Below are 18899 nucleotides of genomic sequence, written 5' to 3'. Positions count from 1 at the left end.
TGCGGCGGGGATGGTCCAGTGAGGTCTCCTGGCTTCGGCATGTGCTGCCGTCGTCCCCGCCGACGCGGGGTTGCCAGACCTCGTCGTCCTGAGGAGACGCTCAATCGTGGCCCGTCCAGTTCCCGGAGAACTCACTTTCGTCGCGCCCCGCGGAGCCAAGAAGCCGCCGCGGCACCTCGCCGACCTCACGCCCGCCGAGCGCAAGGAGGCCGTCGCCGCCATCGGCGAGAAGCCGTTCCGCGCCAAGCAGCTGTCCCAGCACTACTTCGCGCGGTACGCCCACGACCCCGCCGAGTGGACCGACATCCCCGCCGCCTCCCGCGAGAAGCTCGCCGGTGAGCTGCTGCCGGAGCTGATGAGCGTCGTCCGGCACATCTCGTGCGACAACGACACGACCCGCAAGACGCTGTGGCGGCTGCACGACGGGACACTCGTCGAGTCGGTGCTGATGCGCTACCCCGACCGCGTCACCATGTGCATCTCGTCGCAGGCGGGCTGCGGGATGAACTGCCCGTTCTGCGCCACCGGGCAGGCCGGGCTCGACCGGAACCTGTCCACCGCCGAGATCGTCCACCAGATCGTCGACGGCATGCGCGCCCTGCGCGACGGCGAGGTCCCCGGCGGGCCCGCGCGGCTGTCGAACATCGTCTTCATGGGCATGGGCGAGCCGCTGGCCAACTACAACCGGGTCGTCGGCGCCATCCGCCGCCTCACCGACCCCGAGCCCGACGGCCTGGGCCTGTCGCAGCGCGGCATCACCGTCTCCACGGTCGGCCTCGTCCCCGCGATGCTCCGCTTCGCCGACGAGGGCTTCAAGTGCCGCCTCGCCGTGTCGCTGCACGCTCCGGACGACGAGCTGCGCGACACGCTCGTCCCGGTCAACACGCGCTGGAAGGTCCGCGAGGTCCTCGACGCCGCGTGGGAGTACGCCGAGAAGTCCGGCCGCCGCGTCTCCATCGAGTACGCGCTGATCCGCGACATCAACGACCAGGCGTGGCGCGGCGACCTCCTCGGCCGGCTCCTCAAGGGCAAGCGGGTCCACGTCAACCTGATCCCGCTCAACCCGACGCCGGGCTCCAAGTGGACGGCGTCCCGTCCCGAGGACGAGAAGGCGTTCGTGGAGGCCATCGCCGCGCACGGCGTCCCGGTCACGGTCCGCGACACCCGGGGCCAGGAGATCGACGGCGCCTGCGGCCAGCTCGCCGCCGCCGAGCGCTGACCGCGGCTGCCCGCGCGGCCGCCGTGCGGCCTCCGAGGGACCGTGCCCGTGGTCGTGCGTACGGCCTCCAGGGGTGACCGAAAATCGCCCCGATGTAGTCTGAGCTCGAACATCTGGATATTCCGACAGGGGAGCGCCACAGCGCTGAGAGTGCGGTGACCGTCAGACCGCAGACCCTCTGAACCTCGCCCAGGTCATTCTGGGTAGGGAGTTCGGTCGTTACTCGAGCTGTTGCGCCCTGCCCGCCGCGCCCGCGGCGGGCAGGGCCGCGTCTCTTCCTGGTCACACCCAGGAGGAAATCAGTGAGCACCACCAAGAAGATCACCGCGGGCGCGGTAGCCACCGCGCTGGGCGCCGTGACGCTCACCGCCTGCGGGGGCGGTTCCGGCGCGTCGGGTGACAAGGCCGACAGCGGCAAGTCCAAGACCGTCACGCTCGTCAGCCACGACTCGTTCGCCGCGTCCGACGCCGTGCTGAAGGAGTTCACCAAGAAGACCGGCTACACGGTCAAGGTCCTCAAGAGCGGCGACGCCGTCGAGGCGGTCAACAAGGCCGTCCTGACCAAGGGCGCCCCGCAGGGGGACGTCTTCTTCGGCGTGGACAACACCACGCTCTCCCGCGCCCTCGACAACGGCCTGTTCGAGCCGTACGAGGCGAAGGGCCTCGACCGGGTGGACCCCGCGCTCCAGCTCGACAAGGACGAGCACCGCGTCACCCCGGTCGACTACGGCGACATCTGCGTCAACTACGACAAGAAGTACTTCGCCGACAAGAAGCTCGCCCCGCCGCAGACCCTCGACGACCTGGCGAAGCCCGCCTACGAGGACCTCCTCGTCGTGGAGAACCCGGAGCGGTCGTCCCCCGGCCTGGGCTTCCTGCTCGGCACGGCCGCCGCGTACGGCGACGGGGGCTGGCAGGGCTACTGGAAGAAGCTGAGGGACAACGGCGTCAAGGTCGTCGACAGCTGGGAGATCGCCTACAACCAGGAGTTCTCCGGCTCGGCCGGCGGCAAGAAGGCCAAGGCCGACCGGCCGCTCGTCGTCTCGTACGCCTCCAGCCCGCCCGTCGAGGTCCTCTACGGCGAGCCGAAGCCCGCCGAGGCGCCGACCGGGGTGTCCACCGGCACCTGCTTCCGGCAGATCGAGTTCGCCGGGCTCCTCAAGGGCGCCGCGAACCAGGACGGCGGCAAGGCCCTCATCGACTTCCTGATCGGCAAGCAGTTCCAGGAGGACATGCCGCTGAACATGTTCGTGCACCCGGTCGCGAAGGACGCCGTGCTGCCCGAGCTGTTCACGAAGCACGGCGTGGTCATCGACAAGCCGCTGACCCTGGCGCCCGGGAAGATCGCCGAGAACCGCGACCAGTGGATCAAGTCGTGGTCGTCCCTCGTCCTGAAGTAGCCGCCGAGGACCGCCCGGCGAAGGGCGGTCCGGTGAAGGAGGCCCCGGTGAAGGAGGCCCCGGCCGCCGCCCGTGCCGCTCGTGCGGCGCGGGTCCGGGGCGGGGCGGTGCGCGGGGCGCTCGTCCTGCTGCCCGCCGCGTTCTTCGCGGTGTTCTTCGCCTACCCGGTCGCCGCCATCGTCGGGCGCGGGCTGAAGAGCGACGAGGGCTGGCAGTTCGGGCGGATCGGCGAGGTGCTGGCCCAGCCGGACGTCCTCGACGTGCTGTGGTTCACCACCTGGCAGGCGCTCGCCTCGACGGCGCTCACCCTGCTGGTGGCGCTCCCCGGCGCGTATGTCCTCGCCCGCTTCGACTTCCCCGGCAAGCAGGCGCTGCGGGCGGTGGTCACCGTGCCGTTCGTGCTGCCGACCGTCGTCGTGGGCACCGCGTTCCTCGCGCTCCTCGGGCGCGGCGGGCTCCTGGACGAGCTGTGGGGCGTACGCCTCGACACGACCGTGTGGGCGATCCTCCTCGCGCACGTCTTCTTCAACTACGCCGTCGTCGTCCGCACGGTCGGCGGGCTGTGGGCGCAGCTCGACCCCCGGCAGGAGGAGGCCGCGCGGGTCCTCGGCGCGTCCCGGTTCGCCGCCTGGCGGCGGGTGACGCTGCCGGCGCTCGGCCCGGCGGTCGCCGCCGCCGCGCTGATGGTGTTCCTCTTCACGTACACCTCGTTCGGTGTCGTCGTGATCCTCGGCGGGCCCGCGTACCGGACGCTGGAGGCGGAGATCTACCGGCAGACCGCGCAGCTCCTGGACCTGCCGACCGCCGCCGTGCTCACCCTCGTCCAGTTCGCCGCCGTCGCCTGCGTCCTCGCCCTGCACGCCTGGACCGTACGGCGCCGGGAGACCGCGCTGCGGCTGGTGGACCCGGCGGGCACCGCGCGCCGGCCGCGCGGCGCCGGGCAGTGGGCGCTCCTCGGCGGCGTCCTCGCCTCCATCGCCCTGCTGCTGGTGCTGCCGCTCGGGGTGCTCGTCGCCCGCTCGCTGGACGCGTCCGGCGGGCTCGGCTTCTACCGGGCGCTGCGGTCGGCGGAGGCGAGCGGCGGCACGTTCGTCGTCCCGCCGCTCCAGGCCGTGTGGAACTCGCTGGAGTTCGCGCTCGCCGCGACCGCCATCGCCGTCGTCGTCGGCGGGCTCGCGGCGGCGGCCCTCACCCGGCGTGCGGGGCGGCTGGTGCGCGGGTTCGACGCGCTGCTCATGCTGCCGCTCGGCGTGTCCGCGGTGACCGTGGGCTTCGGCTTCCTGATCGCGCTGGACGAGCCGCCGCTGGACCTGCGCTCGACGTGGATCCTGGTGCCGCTCGCCCAGGCCCTGGTGGGGGTGCCCTTCGTCGTACGGACGATGCTGCCCGTGCTGCGGGCGGTGGACGCGCGGCTGCGGGAGGCCGCGGCCGTGCTGGGCGCGTCGCCGCTGCGGGCGTGGCGCGAGGTGGACCTGCCGATGGTGCGGCGGGCGCTGCTGGTGGCGGCCGGGTTCGCGTTCTCCGTGTCGCTCGGCGAGTTCGGCGCGACCGTGTTCATCGCGCGCGCCGACCACCCGACGCTGCCGGTGGCCGTGGCGCGGCTGCTCGGCCGGCCAGGCGAGCTCAACTACGGGCAGGCGATGGCGCTGTCCACGATCCTGATGGTGGTGTGCGCGGCCGCGCTGCTGCTGCTCGAACGCGTCCGGGTGGACCGCAAGGGGGAGTTGTGACGAGGCTGCTTCGACTGGACGGCGTCACGGTGCGCTTCGGCGCCCGCGTCGCGCTGGACGCGGTGGACCTGACGGTCGCCGAGCACGAGATCGTCTGCGTCCTCGGGCCCAGCGGCAGCGGCAAGTCCACCCTGCTGCGGGTGGTGGCCGGGCTCCAGCCCGCCGACGCGGGCCGGGTGCTGCTGGCCGGCGCCGACCAGGCGGGGGTGCCCGTGCACCGGCGCGGGGTCGGGCTGATGTTCCAGGACCACCAGCTGTTCCCGCAGCGGGACGTGGCCGGGAACGTCGCGTTCGGGCTGCGGATGCGGGGCGTGCCGCGCGCCGAGCGGGACGCGCGGGTCGCCGAGATGCTGGACCTCGTGGGCCTGCCGGGCGCCGGGCGCCGGTCGGTCGCCGCGCTGTCCGGCGGTGAGCAGCAGCGCGTGGCGCTCGCCCGGGCGCTCGCCCCGAACCCGCGGCTGCTGATGCTGAGGCGGGGCGAGCCGCTCGGCCAGCTCGACCGGGGGCTGCGGGAGCGGCTGGTCACGGAGTTGCGCGGGCTTTTCGGGCGGCTCGGCACGACGGTGCTGGCCGTCACGCACGACCAGGGCGAGGCGTTCGCGCTGGCCGACCGGGTGGTCGTCATGCACGAGGGGCGGATCGCCCAGGCGGGCACGCCGCTGGAGGTGTGGCAGCGGCCCGCGTCGGAGTTCGTCGCGCGGTTCCTGGGCTTCGAGAACGTGGTCGCCGCGACCGTGAGCGGGGACGCCGCCGACACGGTGTGGGGCAAGGTCCCGGTCCCGCCCGGTACCCCGCAGGGCGGTGCGCGGCTGCTGGTGCGGCCCGCCGGGGTACGGCTCGGCGACCCGGCCGACGGGCTGCGCTGCGTGGTCGAGGGGCGTACGTTCCGGGGCCACCACGTGGCGGTCCTGCTGCGGCCCGCCGACGGGGACGGCCCCGTACTGGAGGCCGAGTGCGGACTGCGGGACGCGCCGGAGCCGGGCGCCACGGTGGGGGTGACGTTCGGCCCCGACGAGGTCGTCGTCCTGGGCTGACCGCGTACGATCCGGCACCGGGCGACCGGGCGCACCGGGTCGCACCGGCGAGGCGCGGCGCACGGGCGGCGGGCGCGGGCGCCACGGCGCGGCGGTCAGCACCGGGCGCACGGGCGGCGGGTGCGGGCGCGGTACGCCCCCGTCGCGCGCCCCAGTGCCACCCCGTACACCGAGAAGCCCCCGTCCGCGACGAGCACCACCCACGGCGCGTGGTCGCCGAGCCCCATGTCGAGCACCCCGGCCCACATCAGCGCCCCCGCCACCGCCAGGAACACCCCGAACGGGGCGAGCGCCGCCGCCCCGGCCCACCCGAGCGCCAGCAGCGCCGCCCGCACCGGCCGCGCGCTCCACGACCGGGTGAGCGCCAGCGCCAGGCCCGTGCCGGCGACGGCCAGTACGGCGGTCGCGTCCACCCCGTGCGCGTACAGCCGGATCGCCAGGTCGCTCGCGTAGCGCGGGTCGAGCCCCGGACTGCCCTCGCCGGTGTACCCGGCGGTCCAGCCGAGCGCCCAGCCCGTCTTCATCACCGTGTACGGGACGGGCGCGGCGGCCGCGACCAGCCCGGCCCGCGCCGGGTGGGCCTCCACGGAGGCGCCCCCGTCCGCGCGTGCGCCGCCGCAGCGGCCGCACACGCACCGGCGCTGCCGCCGGTGGGCCAGCGCGGCGGCCAGCCACAGTGCCGCGCCCGTCACGGCGACGCCCTGGTTCGCCCACGCGGCCCAGTCCATCGGCGGCTGGTTCCGGCTGAGGAACCACAGCACCCGCGTCAGGCTCAGCAGGAACCCGAACCCGGACGTCAGGCACAGCACCACCACCGCCCACGCCGCCCGGCCCGGCCACGCGCGCCCAGGACGCCGCCGCATCCCGTACGCCACCACCGCCGCGCCCCCGTACAGCGCGGCGAGCGCCCACTCGGCCGCCGCGCCCCGGCCCGCGCCGACCGGCAGGGCGTATCCGAACGCCGGGCCGGTCACCGCCGCCAGCGCCGCGCCCGCCGCGTACAGCGCGCTCCACCCGAGGGCGGCGCTTCCCGCCCAGGACGGCCACGCCGCCCACCAGCACGTCCGTCGCATGCCGCCAGCCTCACCGCCCGGACCGGCCCGGGCGTCGGCCCACGGGAGTGTCCGGCTCCACCGGGCGGGGGAGCGGCGCCGTACCGCGGGGCCCCGTCCGGCGGGGGAGCGGCGGCCGGTTGTGGCAGCGCTCCACCCGGCGCAGCCGTCAGCGTTCCGCCAGCCGCAGAAGGGTGTCAGCCGCCTCCTCCACCGTGTCCACCAGGGCGATCCTCGCCGCCATCGCGCGGTCCTCCGCCAGCGCCCGCAGGAGCGGCCAGGCCGGGAGGTGCTCGGTCCAGTGCGTGCGGTTGACCAGCACCATCGGGGTGGGCTCCCCGCGCGACATGTAGTAGTTCGGGGTCGCGTTGTCGAAGATCTCCTGGACCGTGCCCGCCGCGCCCGGCAGGTACACGACGCCCGCCGTGCAGCGGGCCAGCAGGCCGTCCTCGCGGGTGGCGTTGGCGAAGTACTTCGCGATGTGCCCGGCGAACGCGTTCGGCGGCTCGTGCCCGTAGAACCAGGTCGGGATGCCGATCGAGTCGCCGCCCTCCGGCCAGCGGGCGCGCACCTCGAACGCCGCGCGCGCCCAGTCGCCGATCGACGGGGCGTACGAGGGCTCCTTGCCGAGCAGTGCCAGCGCCTCGTCCAGCATCCCGTCCGGGTGCGGGGCCGCGTACGCGCCGAGGTTGGCGGCCTCCATCGCGCCGGGACCGCCGCCGGTCGCCACGGTCAGCCCCGCGCGGGTCAGGCCGCGGCCGAGCCGGGCGGCGCCCGCGTACGCGTCGGTGCCGCGCGCCATGGCGTGGCCGCCCATCACACCGACGACCGGCACCCCGGCGAGCCGCTCGTCCAGCGCGTCGGACATGGCGTCGTCGTGCACCGCGCGCAGCATCGACGCGAAGATGTCCCCGTCCTGCCGGGTGCGCTGGAACCAGGCGTACGTCCGGGCGTCCGGCGTCGCCGCGTAACCGTGCCGGTCGAGGCCCTCGAACAGTTCGCCGGGCGTGTAGAGGAGGCCGCGGTACGGGTCGAACGGCACGTCGGGGACGGGCGGGAAGACCAGCGCCCCGTCGGTGCGGACCTTCGCCGCCGCGTCCGGCGCCAGACGGCAGCCGAGGAACACGGCGGCGGTCGTGTCGGTGGCCAGCAGCTGCCGCGTACGGCCCGTCAGGTCCAGCGACTGGACCCGCCGCCCGACCAGGCTGCCGCCCGCGACGGCCCGGTCGAACGCGTCGAGCGTGTGGATCTCCAGTGGGTGCCCGTCAGGGTGAAGGTGCGCCATCCCCCCAACGTAGCCGAGGCGTCAGGGCCGCAGCGGGAGGGCCGTCAGGGCCGCCACCAGCCAGGTCAGCGGGGCGAACCCGGCGAGCAGCACCACCCCGCGCAGCAGCGCAGCCGAGCGCAGCACGGCCGCCGGGGCGCCCAGCCGCAGCAGCGCGGCGGTCGTGCCGGCCCGCTGCTGCCGCACCTCCGCGACGGCGGTGAACAGGGCCGCCGCCGCGCACGCCAGGACGACCGTCGCGCCCAGCCCCGACAGGGGGCCGAACGGGCGCGTGTCGGCCTGCGCGTACAGGGTGTTCGCGGTGAGCCCGGTGGCGACGACCGCGCAGAGCACGCCGAGGGGCCGCCCGATCCGCCGGGCCTCCGCCATCAGTCCGCGCCCCGCGAGGAGCCGTGTCGCGCCCGGCCGGTACGCCTGGAGGAGCCGCCCGCACAGATGGGCGAGGCCGGGGCCGACGACGGCGAGACCCAGTGCGGTGAGCGCCCAGCCCGCCAGCACGGGGACGGGGCTGCCGGGCACGCCGCCGGGCAGGGGCACGGCGTCGCCGGTGCCGCGTGCCCCGTACAGCTCCAGCGCCAGGCCCGCCGCCATGAGGGCGACGCCCCAGGGCAGGCCGGCGGGGGCGGGCACGGGGTCGAACGGGTCGCGTGCGGGGACGGCGCCCGGGACGGCCGCGCGTACGGCGCCGGTGCGCAGGGCCCCCGTACCGACCGCGTTCGCGCCGAGCGCGTGGGTTCCGGCGGGGGCGGCGCCCGTACCGTCCCGGCCCTCGCCGCCGCGGGTACGGCGGGACCACAGCGAGCCCGTCGGCCGCAGCGTCAGCGCGACGGCGGCGGACGCGATCACCGGGACCAGCGCGAGCAGGGTCAGCGCGGCCGGCAGGGGCAGCGGCTGCCCACCGCCCAGCAGGTCGGCGGCGTCCCCGTCGAACGGCAGCCCGGTCAGGTCGCCGCGCAGGTGCAGGAAGAACAGCAGCGCGAGCGTCGAGCCGAGCGTGCAGGCGACGGCGGTCGACGCGGCGGCGATGACGGCGAGCCGGGCCGGGCCGAGCCCGATGGACGACAGCCCCGGCCGGGGCCGGGTGCTCGGGTCCGTACGGGCCACGGCGACCGCCAGGTGCACGGCGGCGGCCATCGGCAGCGCGCACCAGGCGAGCCGCAGCGCGGAGGCGGACGGCCGGTCCGGGTGCGCCACGGCGTACGCGAGGGCGCACAGCAGCAGGAAGCCCGCCCCCGCCGACGCCGCGGCCACCAGGAGGCGCCGCAGCAGGAGGAAGGGGTGGGAGCCGCGGGCTAGACGGAGAGCGAGCACGCGTCCCGCCCCTCCACCTCGTCGGCCGTCAGGGAGTTGACGCGCCGTCCGTCGAGCAGGGCGACGCTCCGGTCGGCGTGGGCGGCGACGTCGGCGTCGTACGTCGCGAGGACGACGGTGATGCGGTGGGAGCGCGCGGCGGCGGTGAGGGTGCGCAGCACCTGCCGGCCGTCCGCGGTGTGCAGGGCGGCGGTGGGCTCGTCGGCGAACAGCACGGTCGGCTCGGCGGCCAGCGCGCGGGCCACGGCGACGCGCTGGCGCTGCGCCTGGAGCAGGGCGCGCGGCCGCCGCTTGGCGCAGGCGCCGACGTCGAGCCGCTCCAGCCATTCGAGGGCGGCGGCCTTGGCGGCCCGGTGCGGGGTGCCGCGCAGCAGCAGCGGCAGGGCGGCGTTCTCCCAGGCGGTCAGCTCGGGGACGAGGGTGGGCCGCGGGTCGATCCAGGCGAACCGGTCGCGGCGGAGCCGTTCCCGCTGGAGGGCGCTCATCGTGTGGACGGGCGCGCTGTTGAACCAGACCTCGCCCTCCTCGGCCACGGTCTGACCGGAGAGGCAGTGCAGCAGTGTCGTTTTTCCGCAGCCGCGCGGCCCGTGGACGGCGAGGATCTCGCCCTCGCGGACGCCGAGCGAGACGCCTTGTAGGGCGGGGGAGTTGTCGTGACTGTGGTGCAGGGAACGCGCCCACAGCACGTCGTTGTCGGGCGGGGCCACCATGTTCCTCATCCCCTCGGAGCAGCTCGGAGCCTACGGACGTCCCCCCGAACCGGTCGGAACATAACACGTTGCCCGCCGGGCCCCGGTGGTATGCCGCCGTAACGGGAAACGGCCGCGGCCCGGATGCACCCGCGTGGGTGAATCCGGGCCGCGGCCGGCCGCGTTCGGCCCGATCGGCCAGGGCGGTGGCGATCGGTGGACCGGTCAGAGCTTGGTCCAGGCCTCGGTGAGGGTGGCCCGGAGGATCTGCTCGATCTCGTCGAACGTGGACTGGTCGGAGACCAGCGGCGGGGCGAGCTGGATGACCGGGTCGCCGCGGTCGTCGGCGCGGCAGTAGAGCCCGTTGTCGAACAGCGCCTTGGAGAGGAAGCCGTACAGGACGCGCTCGGTCTCCTCCTCGTTGAAGGACTCCTTGGTGTGCTTGTCCTTCACCAGCTCGATGCCGTAGAAGAAGCCGTTGCCGCGCACGTCGCCGACGATGGGCAGGTCGTGCAGCTTCTCCAGCGTCGAGCGGAACGCGCCCTCGTTGTCCAGGACGTGCTGGTTGAGGTTCTCGCGCTCGAAGATGTCGAGGTTGGCGAGTCCGACCGCGGCGGAGACCGGGTGGCCGCCGAAGGTGTAGCCGTGCAGGAAGGTGTTGTCGCCCTTGTAGAACGGCTCGGCGAGGCGGTCGGAGATGATGCACGCGCCGATGGGGGAGTACCCGGAGGTCATGCCCTTGGCGCAGGTGATCATGTCCGGCACGTAGTCGAACTTGTCGCAGGCGAACATCGTGCCGAGGCGGCCGAAGGCGCAGATGACCTCGTCGGAGACGAGCAGCACGTCGTACTTGTCGCAGATCTCGCGGACCCGCTGGAAGTATCCGGGCGGCGGCGGGAAGCAGCCGCCGGCGTTCTGCACCGGCTCCAGGAAGACCGCGGCGACCGTGTCGGGGCCCTCGAAGAGGATCTGCTGCTCGATCTGGTCGGCGGCCCAGCGCCCGAAGGCCACCGGGTCGTCGCCGAAGAGCGGGGCGCGGTAGATGTTGGTGTTCGGCACCTTGTGCGCGCCGGGGACCAGCGGCTCGAAGGGGGCCTTCAGACCAGGCAGGCCGGTGATGGACAGGGCGCCCTGCGGCGTGCCGTGGTAGGCGACGGCTCGCGAGATCACCTTGTGCTTGGTCGGCTTGCCGACGAGCTTGAAGTACTGCTTCGCCAGCTTCCAGGCGGTCTCGACCGCCTCGCCGCCGCCGGTGGTGAAGAAGACCTTGTTCAGGTCGCCGGGGGCGTGGTGGGCGAGGCGCTCGGCCAGCTCGACGGCGCGCGGGTGGGCGTACGACCACACGGGGAAGAACGCGAGCTCCTGCGCCTGCTTGTACGCGGTCTCGGCGAGCTCGGTGCGGCCGTGGCCCGCCTGGACGACGAAGAGACCGGCGAGACCGTCGAGGTAGCGCCTGCCCTTGTCGTCGTAGATGTAGGTGCCCTCACCGCGGACGATGGTCGGGACGGGGTTGTTCTCGTACGACGACATGCGGGTGAAGTGCATCCACAGGTGGTCGTAGGCGGACTGTGACAGGTCGCTGCGGGAGTTGCTCACGGCTATCGGGTTCCCCACATGTAGGTCTGCTTCTTGAGCTTGAGGTAGACGAAGCTCTCGGTGGAGCGCACGCCGGGGAGGGTGCGGATGCGCTTGTTGATCACATCCAGCAGGTGGTCGTCGTCCTCGCAGACGACCTCCACCATCAGGTCGAACGAGCCCGCGGTCATCACCACGTACTCGCACTCGGGCATGGCGGTCAGCGCCTCGGCCACCGGGTCCACGTCGCCCTCGACATTGATGCCGAGCATCGCCTGCCGCCGGAATCCCACGGTGAGGGGATCGGTGACGGCGACGATCTGCATCACGTTCTGGTCGAGGAGCTTCTGGACGCGCTGCCGCACGGCCGCCTCGGACAGGCCCACGGCCTTGCCGATGGCGGCGTAGGGACGGCGTCCGTCCTCCTGGAGCTGTTCGATGATCGCCAGCGACACGGAGTCGATCGCGGGGGACGATCCACTGCCGGTCCTGGAGTCTGCGCTTCGGCTGGCCACAACCTCACTCTGCACCGAGACCCGTCGGTTTCGCAACCCGGGAGTGATGAAATCCGTTGTCTGGGGCAGTGGATCTCACTGAATCCGAAGTTGTGGGGCGTCGGGCCTGTCGAAAGCGTGGTACCAGCGACTAGGCTGGGGTGTCTCACCCACCGGACATCAACAGGAACCCGGCGGGTGGACACGGACACCGAAATCGACAGGAGGGGTGGCCACGTGACCACCGAACTGCGTCGTCTGCGCAACTACATCAACGGCGAGTTCCGGGATGCCGCCGACGGACGGACCATCGACGTCGTCAACCCCGCCACCGGGGAGGTCTACGCCACCTCTCCGCTCTCGGGCCAGGCCGACGTGGACGCCGCCATGGAGGCCGCCGCCGCGGCGTTCCCCGCCTGGCGCGACGCGACCCCGGCCGACCGCCAGAAGGCCCTGCTGAAGATCGCGGACGCGTTCGAGGAGCGCGCCGAGGACCTCATCGCGGCCGAGTGCGAGAACACCGGCAAGCCCATCGCCCTCACCCGGAGCGACGAGGTGCCGCCGATGGTGGACCAGATCCGCTTCTTCGCGGGCGCCGCCCGGCTGCTGGAGGGCCGCTCCGCGGGCGAGTACATGGAGGGCATGACCTCGATCGTGCGCCGTGAGCCGGTCGGCGTGTGCGCCCAGGTCGCCCCGTGGAACTACCCGATGATGATGGCCGTGTGGAAGTTCGCCCCGGCCCTCGCCGCGGGCAACACCGTCGTCCTGAAGCCGTCCGACACGACCCCGGCATCGACGGTGCTCATCGCCGAGATCATCGGGTCGATCCTGCCCAAGGGCGTCTTCAACGTCATCTGCGGCGACCGCGACACCGGCCGCATGATGGTCGAGCACCCGACCCCCGCCATGGCCTCCATCACCGGCTCCGTACGCGCCGGCATGCAGGTCGCCGAGTCCGCCGCCAAGGACGTCAAGCGCGTCCACCTGGAGCTGGGCGGCAAGGCCCCGGTCGTCGTCTTCGAGGACGTCGACATCGAGAAGGCCGTCGAGGACATCGCCGTCGCCGGGTTCTTCAACGCCGGCCAGGACTGCACGGCCGCCACCCGCGTCCTCGTCCACGAGTCGATCCACGACGACTTCGTCGCCGCCCTCGCCAAGGCCGCCGCCGACACGAAGACCGGCGCGCCCGACGACGAGGACGCGCTGTACGGCCCGCTGAACAACGCCAACCAGCTCAAGCAGGTCAGCGGCTTCATCGACCGCCTCCCGGCGCACGCCAAGGTGGAGGCGGGCGGCCACCGCGTCGGCGACAAGGGCTACTTCTACGCGCCGACCGTCGTCTCCGGCCTCCAGCAGGACGACGAGATCATCCAGAACGAGGTCTTCGGCCCCGTCATCACCGTCCAGTCGTTCCGCGACGAGGAGCAGGCGCTGGAGTACGCCAACGGCGTCGAGTACGCCCTCGCCTCCTCCGTCTGGACCAAGGACCACGCGCGCGCGATGCGCATGTCCAAGGCCCTCGACTTCGGCTGCGTGTGGATCAACACCCACATCCCGCTGGTCGCCGAGATGCCGCACGGCGGCTTCAAGAAGTCCGGCTACGGCAAGGACCTGTCGGCGTACGGCTTCGAGGACTACACGCGCATCAAGCACGTGATGACCTCCCTGAGCTGACGCTCCCCGCCACGCCCCGGAGGGCGGCACCCCACACGGGCGCCGCCCTCCGGCCGTTCCCGGCACCGTCACGGAACCTCCGGCCGCCTCCCCGGCACGGACCTCCGGACGCGTGTGTACGTGTACGGGCCCGCAGCCCGGCCCCGGCGGCCGTGAGGGATACCACGGCGGCCTCCCTCCGGCGCCGCCCGGAGGCTCCGGCTCCGGGCGCAGAATGCCCTCATGAGGACCAACGACGTGCAAAAGGCCGTCACCTACGGGCTGTTCGCCGTCTGGGCCGTGCATGACGCCGGGGAAGTGGCCTTCGGCCCCCGGTGGCCGCGGGAGCGTCTGCCCGAGCTGCGTGAGCGGTTCCCCGCCGTGCCCGGGCGGGTGTGGAAGGCCGCGGAAGGCGTGGACGAGCGGGAGTTCGCCGCGGCGGTCGCGGTGATGGGCGCGATCGTCGGCGCGGCGGCCGTCGCGGGGGCCCGCACCGGGGGCCGGTCCGGCTTCTACCAGGGCGCGCTCACCGGGTTCGGACTGCACGGGCTCGTCCACATGGCGCAGGCCGCCGCCGTACGGGGCTACACGCCCGGCTCCGTGACCGCGCCGCTCGTCGTGGTGCCGTTCACCCTGTGGGCGCGCGGGCGGCTGCGGCGCGCCGGGGCGCTGCGGCCCGCGCGGGCGCGTGACGCGGTGGCCGGTCTGGCGCTGGCCACGGGCGCCACCATCCTCTCCCACACGGTCGCGCGGAAGATCACCGGGGGCCGGTAAAAGCGGTGTAAAGGCGGGCGTACGCTGCGGACATGACCGAGCAGAGCGCCCTTCTGAGGCGGATCCGTGTGTGGTTGGTGTTCTTCATCGTCTGCCTGGTGCTGAGCGGGGTGACCGCCTTCCCGCTCGTCACCGAACTGCGCCTCGCCCACGACGCGCTGACCGGCTGGGCGTCGCCCGTCGCCGACGCCTTCCCCGGTCTCCTGGAGTGGATCGCGCGCGTCGGCGAGGGCCTGGACACCGCCGACTCCCAGTACCCGTTCCTGCTCTACGGCACCGACTGGCTGGCCTTCGCGCACCTGGTCATCGCGGTCGCCTTCTACGGCCCGTACCGCGACCCCGTACGCAACATCTGGGTCATCGACTTCGGCGTGATCGCCTGCGCCGGGATCATCCCGCTCGCGCTGATCTGCGGCCCGATCCGGGGCATCCCCTTCTGGTGGTCGCTGATCGACATGGCGTTCGGGGTGTTCGGGGTGATCCCGCTGCTGGTCGTGCGCCGTCACATCAAGCGGCTGGAGGCCCTGACGGAGCCGGTCTCGACGGTACGCCGGACGCTGCCCGTGTGATCCGCCCGGTCACGTGCCAGGCCCCGGCCGGGCCGGGGACTGGCACGGAGGTCAGGGCTTGCGGGCCACGGCGCCGAACTGGGGCACCGGGGCGCCCTGTCCCCGGTCGGGGCGCCAGGACGCGCAGGAGACGACGCCCGGCTCCAGCACCTCCAGGCCCACCAGGAACGACCCGAACTCCTCGCGGGTGCGGGCGGTGATGGGCGGCGTGGCGTTGGCGTTCCAGAACGCCATCGCCTCCACGTTCCCCTCGCCGCCCAGCGCCGGGTCGGTCGTCGGGTGGGTCAGCACCAGGTGGCTGCCGGACGGGACGGCGTCCATCAGGGTGCGGACGATCCGGCGGGCCTCTCCCGTGTCGAGGACGAAGTTGAGGATGCCGAGCATCATCACGGCCACCGGACGGGCGAGGTCCAGGGTCGGTTCGACCGCCGCCAGGATCTCCTCCGGGCGGTGGGCGTCCGCGTCCACGTACTCGGTGGCGCCCTCGGGGGAGCCGGTGAGCAGGGCGCGGGCGTGGGTCAGCACGATCGGGTCGTTGTCCACGTACACGATCCGCGCGTCGGGGGCGACGCGCTGCGCGACCTCGTGCGTGTTGTCGGCGGTCGGCAGGCCCGTACCGATGTCGAGGAACTGCCGGATGCCCGCCTCCGCCGCCAGGTACGTCACCGTGCGGCGCAGGAACGCCCGGTCGGCGCGGGCGACTTCGCCGATGCCCGGGTGCAGGGCCGTGACCCGGTCGCCGACGGCGCGGTCCACCGGGTAGTTGTCCTTGCCGCCCAGCCAGTAGTTCCAGACGCGGGCGTTGTGGGCGATGTCGGTGCGGACCCTGTCGATGTGGTCGGACGTCACGTACGGGCTCCCGTCAGTACGGCGTTGAGCGTGTCCACACGGTTGGTGGTGATGGAGTCCACCCCGTTGGCGATCAGCTTACGCATGGACCTGCGCGTGTCGGCCGTCCACGAGGAGACGAGCAGCCCGTCCCGGTGGACGCGGTCCGTGAGCGCCTTGCTGACCAGCCCGAAGCGGTAGTTGAGCCAGCGGGGCGACAGCGCGTCCAGCAGGGCCGGGCGGGCCGGGGCGAGCGTCGTCCACGTCAGGGCCAGCTCGGCGGCCGGGTCGGCGGCGCGGACCAGCAGCATGGCGGGCGCGCTGGAGCAGTAGTAGACCCGGTCCTCGGCGTCGCACTCGTGGACGGCGCCGACGACCGTGCGTACGGACGCCTCGGTGGCGCCCGGCAGGTCGATCATCACCCGGTGCGGGGCGGCCGCGGCCAGCGCCTCGTGCAGCGTCGGAACGCCCTCCGGACCGGTCAGCTCCCGCACCTCGGCGAAGCTCAGGGAGGAGAGCGGCCGGTCGATGTGCCAGAGCCGCCGCAGCGTGTCGTCGTGGAGGAGGACCGGGACGCCGTCCCAGGTCAGCCGTACGTCGATCTCCACGGCGTCCGCGCCGCGGGCCAGGGCCGAGCGGATCGACGCGACCGTGTTCTCACGGACCCGGTAGGGGTCGCCCCGGTGTCCCACGACGGTGAGGGTGCGCATACGCCCATTCTCGGTGCGGTGCCGGTCGGGGCGCGAGTGCCGGGGCGGATCACGCCGGGGACGGGTCGGGTCACCGCCGGGCGCCCGGCGCCGCCGCACCGCCGGGGTACGGCTCAGGGGGGAGCGGTGCGGGTGCGGGCGCGCGGGGGCCTGGGGCGTCAGGGCGCGGGTGCGGGGGGCTGGGGCGTCAGGGCGCGAGCCACTGCCGCGTGTACGCGTCGATCTCGTCCGCGATCCGCGCCTTGCCCGCCGGGTCCAGGAAGGACGCCTCCACGGCGTTCTTCGCGAGGGCGGCCACCCCCCGCTCGTCCAGCTCCAGGAGGCGGGCGGCGACCTCGTACTCGGTGTTCAGGTCCGTGCCGAACATCGGCGGGTCGTCGGAGTTGACCGTGACCAGCACCCCGGCGGCCACCATCTCCCTGATCGGGTGCCGGTCGATGTCGGTGACGGCGCGGGTGGCGATGTTGGACGTGGGACAGACCTCCAGCGGGATGCGGTGCTCGGCGAGGTACGCGAGGAGCTCCGGGTCCCGCGGGGCGCTCGTGCCGTGCCCGATGCGCTCGGCGCGCAGGTCGTTCAGCGCGTCCCAGATCGTCTGCGGGCCGGTCGTCTCGCCCGCGTGCGGCACGGAGTGCAGGCCGGCCGCGATGGCCCGGTCGAAGTACGGCTTGAACTGCGGGCGCGGTACGCCGATCTCCGGTCCGCCCAGGCCGAAGGAGACGAGGCCCTCGGGCCGCAGGTCCACCGCGAGGCGGGTGGTCTCCTCGGCGGCCTCCAGCCCGGCCTCGCCCGGGATGTCGAAGCACCAGCGCAGGATCACGCCCAGCTCGGTCTCGGCGGCGGTCCTGGCGTCCTCGATGGCCGCCATGAACGCCTTCTCGTCGATCCCGCGCCGCGTCGAGCTGAACGGCGTGATCGTCAGCTCCGCGTACCGGATGTTCTGCCGCGCCATGTCGCGGGCGACCTCGTACGTCAGCAGCCGCACGTCCTCGGGGGTGCGGACCAGGTCGACCACGGACAGGTACACCTCGATGAAGTGCGCGAAGTCGGTGAACGTGAAGTAGTCCACCAGCGCCTCGGGGTCCGTGGGCACCTTGGAGTCCGGGTGGCGGGCGGCCAGCTCCGAGACGATGCGCGGCGACGCCGAGCCGACGTGGTGGACGTGCAGCTCCGCCTTCGGCAGGCCCGCGATGAAGGGGCGCAGATCGGTCATCGAGGTCCTCCGTGTGGGTGAGCCGTCCCTGGTCACAGATCATCGTAGGCGGGTCGTTAGCATGTCCGGACACGATGGGGGAGGCTCATGCCAGAGAACAACGAGCGGAACGATCCCTGGGCGCCGCCTGAGAGCCGGCCCGCCCAGCCGCCGGGGGTGGGCCTCGGCAAGAGCGGCTCGCCCACGCCGGCCCCGCACGACCAGCCGACCGTGACGTCGATGCCCGCCGCCGGATTCGGCGCCCCGTCGGGCGACCAGCTGCCGCCGCCCCCGGTCGCACCCGGCGGACCCGCGCAGCCGGCCCCCGGCCCATACGGCTACCCCGCCCCGGCCCCGCCGACGGCGGGCACCACGGGTGGCTACGGCTACCCGGGCGGCTACCCCGGCGCGTACGGGACGTACGGCGGCGCGGGCGCGTGGGGGCCCGGCCCGGCGAACGGGCTCGGCGTCGCGTCGATGGTCATCGGCATCGTCTCGCTGGTGATGTGCTGGCTGTACGGTCTCGGGATCATCCTCGGCATCCTGGCGCTGATCTTCGGCATCATCGGGCGCAAGCGCGTCCAGCGGGGCGAGGCCAACAACGGCGCCATGGCCACGGCGGGCATCGTCACCGGCGCGGTCGGCATCGTGCTCGGCGCGCTGGTGCTGGGCGGCATGATCTGGGCGATCGTCAAGGGCGTCGAGGAGCAGGAGAAGCACGACTACGACGATCCCTACGCCACCTCCCTGGTCCTCACGGATTCGGACACCGCGACCCGCCGGTGATCGCCGGGCCCTACGATGGGCCGACGAATCCGTGGAGGGGAGACCACACATGTCCGATCCGTACCAGCAGCAGCCCGGTGGCTACGGGCAGCCCAACCCGTACGGCACGGGCCAGCCGCCGCAGCCCGGGTACGGCTACCCGGCACCGGCCAGCCCTCCGCCCCCGGTCGGCTACCCGGCGCAGCAGCCCTCGCCGTACGCCGCCCCCGCCCCCGCCTACGGCGCGCCGGTCGCGCAGCAGCCCAGCAACGGCATGGGCACCGCCGGTCTGGTGTGCGGCATCATCGGCATCGTGTGCGACGTGCTCGTGTTCCTCTGGGTCATCGGCATGATCCTGGGCATCCTCGCGATCATCTTCGGCGCGGTCGGCCGGGCCAAGGCCAACCGGGGCGAGGCCACGAACAAGGGCGCCGCCACGGCGGGCCTCGTCACGGGCATCATCGCCGCCGTCCTGATCCCGGGGATCCTGCTGGTGGCCTTCGCCAGCGCCCTCGGCCTGGCGTCCGGCGCCTGACCCGTACGACCCGGTCTCGCACGGCCCGGCACGCCCCCCGGCGCGCCGGGCCGACGCGTACCCCCGCCCGTACGGCCCCCGCCC

18 protein-coding genes are annotated in these 18899 nt (G+C 73.6%); 9 read left to right on the top strand and 9 right to left on the bottom strand.

Annotated elements, in window-relative coordinates; genetic code table 11:
* Nucleotides 1–106: 106 nt before the first annotated feature.
* The 4 genes from rlmN to J116_RS06620 all read left to right on the top strand — a co-directional run bounded on the left by rlmN (nt 107) and on the right by J116_RS06620 (nt 5383).
* Nucleotides 107–1219 carry a 23S rRNA (adenine(2503)-C(2))-methyltransferase RlmN gene (rlmN, locus tag J116_RS06635; protein WP_023586309.1) on the top strand — a complete coding sequence of 371 codons (1113 nt, stop codon included), beginning with the start codon at nt 107–109 and terminating at the stop codon, nt 1217–1219.
* A gap of 302 nt (nt 1220–1521) precedes the next feature.
* Nucleotides 1522–2619, top strand: a complete 1098-nt coding sequence (locus tag J116_RS06630) for a thiamine ABC transporter substrate-binding protein (RefSeq protein WP_023586308.1) — start codon at nt 1522–1524, stop codon at nt 2617–2619.
* Nucleotides 2620–2726: 107 nt separating this feature from the next.
* Nucleotides 2727–4349 carry an ABC transporter permease gene (locus J116_RS06625; RefSeq protein ID WP_028963766.1) on the top strand — a complete coding sequence of 541 codons (1623 nt, stop codon included), beginning with the start codon at nt 2727–2729 and terminating at the stop codon, nt 4347–4349.
* 5 nt (nt 4350–4354) lie between these two features.
* Nucleotides 4355–5383 (top strand): ABC transporter ATP-binding protein, encoded by a 1029-nt coding sequence (locus J116_RS06620; RefSeq protein WP_028963765.1) that lies wholly within the window; start codon nt 4355–4357, stop codon nt 5381–5383.
* A gap of 95 nt (nt 5384–5478) precedes the next feature.
* On the opposite strand, the gene J116_RS06615 is transcribed toward J116_RS06620, so the two are convergent.
* The 6 genes from J116_RS06615 to J116_RS06590 form a co-directional block, all read right to left on the bottom strand.
* Nucleotides 5479–6456: a hypothetical protein gene (locus J116_RS06615; RefSeq protein ID WP_023586305.1), complete on the bottom strand. Its 978-nt coding sequence runs from the start codon at nt 6454–6456 to the stop codon at nt 5479–5481.
* A 148-nt stretch (nt 6457–6604) separates the two neighbouring features.
* A complete protein-coding gene (locus tag J116_RS06610) occupies nt 6605–7720 on the bottom strand; it encodes an LOG family protein (RefSeq protein ID WP_023586304.1) in 1116 nt (371 codons plus the stop codon).
* Between the two features lie 21 nt (nt 7721–7741).
* On the bottom strand, nt 7742–9031 hold the full coding sequence (locus J116_RS06605; RefSeq protein WP_023586303.1) for a hypothetical protein: 1290 nt from the start codon (nt 9029–9031) through the stop codon (nt 7742–7744).
* Entirely contained in the window at nt 9013–9741 is a 729-nt protein-coding gene (locus J116_RS06600) for an ABC transporter ATP-binding protein (RefSeq protein WP_023586302.1), read from the bottom strand. Before J116_RS06600 ends, J116_RS06605 begins: the two co-directional genes overlap by 19 nt.
* A 204-nt stretch (nt 9742–9945) precedes the next feature.
* Entirely contained in the window at nt 9946–11334 is a 1389-nt protein-coding gene (locus J116_RS06595) for an aspartate aminotransferase family protein (RefSeq protein WP_023586301.1), read from the bottom strand.
* On the bottom strand, nt 11319–11825 hold the full coding sequence (locus J116_RS06590; protein WP_028963763.1) for an Lrp/AsnC family transcriptional regulator: 507 nt from the start codon (nt 11823–11825) through the stop codon (nt 11319–11321). The genes J116_RS06595 and J116_RS06590 overlap by 16 nt, the downstream gene beginning before the upstream one ends.
* A 201-nt stretch (nt 11826–12026) precedes the next feature.
* On the opposite strand from J116_RS06590, the gene J116_RS06585 reads away from it, so the two are divergent.
* The 3 genes from J116_RS06585 to J116_RS06575 all read left to right on the top strand — a co-directional run bounded on the left by J116_RS06585 (nt 12027) and on the right by J116_RS06575 (nt 14785).
* Complete coding sequence (locus J116_RS06585; protein ID WP_023586299.1) at nt 12027–13463, top strand: gamma-aminobutyraldehyde dehydrogenase; 1437 nt, start codon at nt 12027–12029, stop codon at nt 13461–13463.
* A gap of 222 nt (nt 13464–13685) precedes the next feature.
* A complete protein-coding gene (locus J116_RS06580; RefSeq protein WP_023586298.1) occupies nt 13686–14216 on the top strand; it encodes an HXXEE domain-containing protein in 531 nt (176 codons plus the stop codon).
* A 32-nt stretch (nt 14217–14248) separates the two neighbouring features.
* Complete coding sequence (locus J116_RS06575) at nt 14249–14785, top strand: hypothetical protein (RefSeq protein WP_023586297.1); 537 nt, start codon at nt 14249–14251, stop codon at nt 14783–14785.
* A 51-nt stretch (nt 14786–14836) separates the two neighbouring features.
* Here J116_RS06575 and J116_RS06570 read toward each other — a convergent pair whose 3' ends face one another.
* The 3 genes from J116_RS06570 to J116_RS06560 all read right to left on the bottom strand — a co-directional run bounded on the left by J116_RS06570 (nt 14837) and on the right by J116_RS06560 (nt 17536).
* Nucleotides 14837–15634 carry an SAM-dependent methyltransferase gene (locus J116_RS06570; protein ID WP_023586296.1) on the bottom strand — a complete coding sequence of 266 codons (798 nt, stop codon included), beginning with the start codon at nt 15632–15634 and terminating at the stop codon, nt 14837–14839.
* Entirely contained in the window at nt 15631–16323 is a 693-nt protein-coding gene (locus J116_RS06565; protein ID WP_023586295.1) for a glycerophosphodiester phosphodiesterase, read from the bottom strand. The genes J116_RS06570 and J116_RS06565 overlap by 4 nt, the downstream gene beginning before the upstream one ends.
* Before the next feature lie 187 nt (nt 16324–16510).
* On the bottom strand, nt 16511–17536 hold the full coding sequence (locus tag J116_RS06560) for an adenosine deaminase (RefSeq protein WP_023586294.1): 1026 nt from the start codon (nt 17534–17536) through the stop codon (nt 16511–16513).
* Between the two features lie 87 nt (nt 17537–17623).
* Here J116_RS06560 and J116_RS06555 point away from each other — a divergent pair, with 87 nt between their 5' ends.
* Both J116_RS06555 and J116_RS06550 read left to right on the top strand, forming a co-directional pair.
* A complete protein-coding gene (locus J116_RS06555) occupies nt 17624–18301 on the top strand; it encodes a DUF4190 domain-containing protein (RefSeq protein WP_028963762.1) in 678 nt (225 codons plus the stop codon).
* A gap of 49 nt (nt 18302–18350) precedes the next feature.
* The gene (locus tag J116_RS06550; protein WP_023586292.1) at nt 18351–18815 is read left to right on the top strand and encodes a DUF4190 domain-containing protein; all 465 of its coding nucleotides are present in this window, start codon (nt 18351–18353) and stop codon (nt 18813–18815) included.
* Nucleotides 18816–18899 lie beyond the last annotated feature (84 nt).

The sequence above is a fragment of the Streptomyces thermolilacinus SPC6 genome (assembly GCF_000478605.2).
GTDB classification, from domain to species: domain Bacteria; phylum Actinomycetota; class Actinomycetes; order Streptomycetales; family Streptomycetaceae; genus Streptomyces; species Streptomyces thermolilacinus.
The sequence above is the reverse complement of the archived record's forward strand: the minus strand, read 5'-3'. Positions and strand labels throughout refer to the sequence as shown.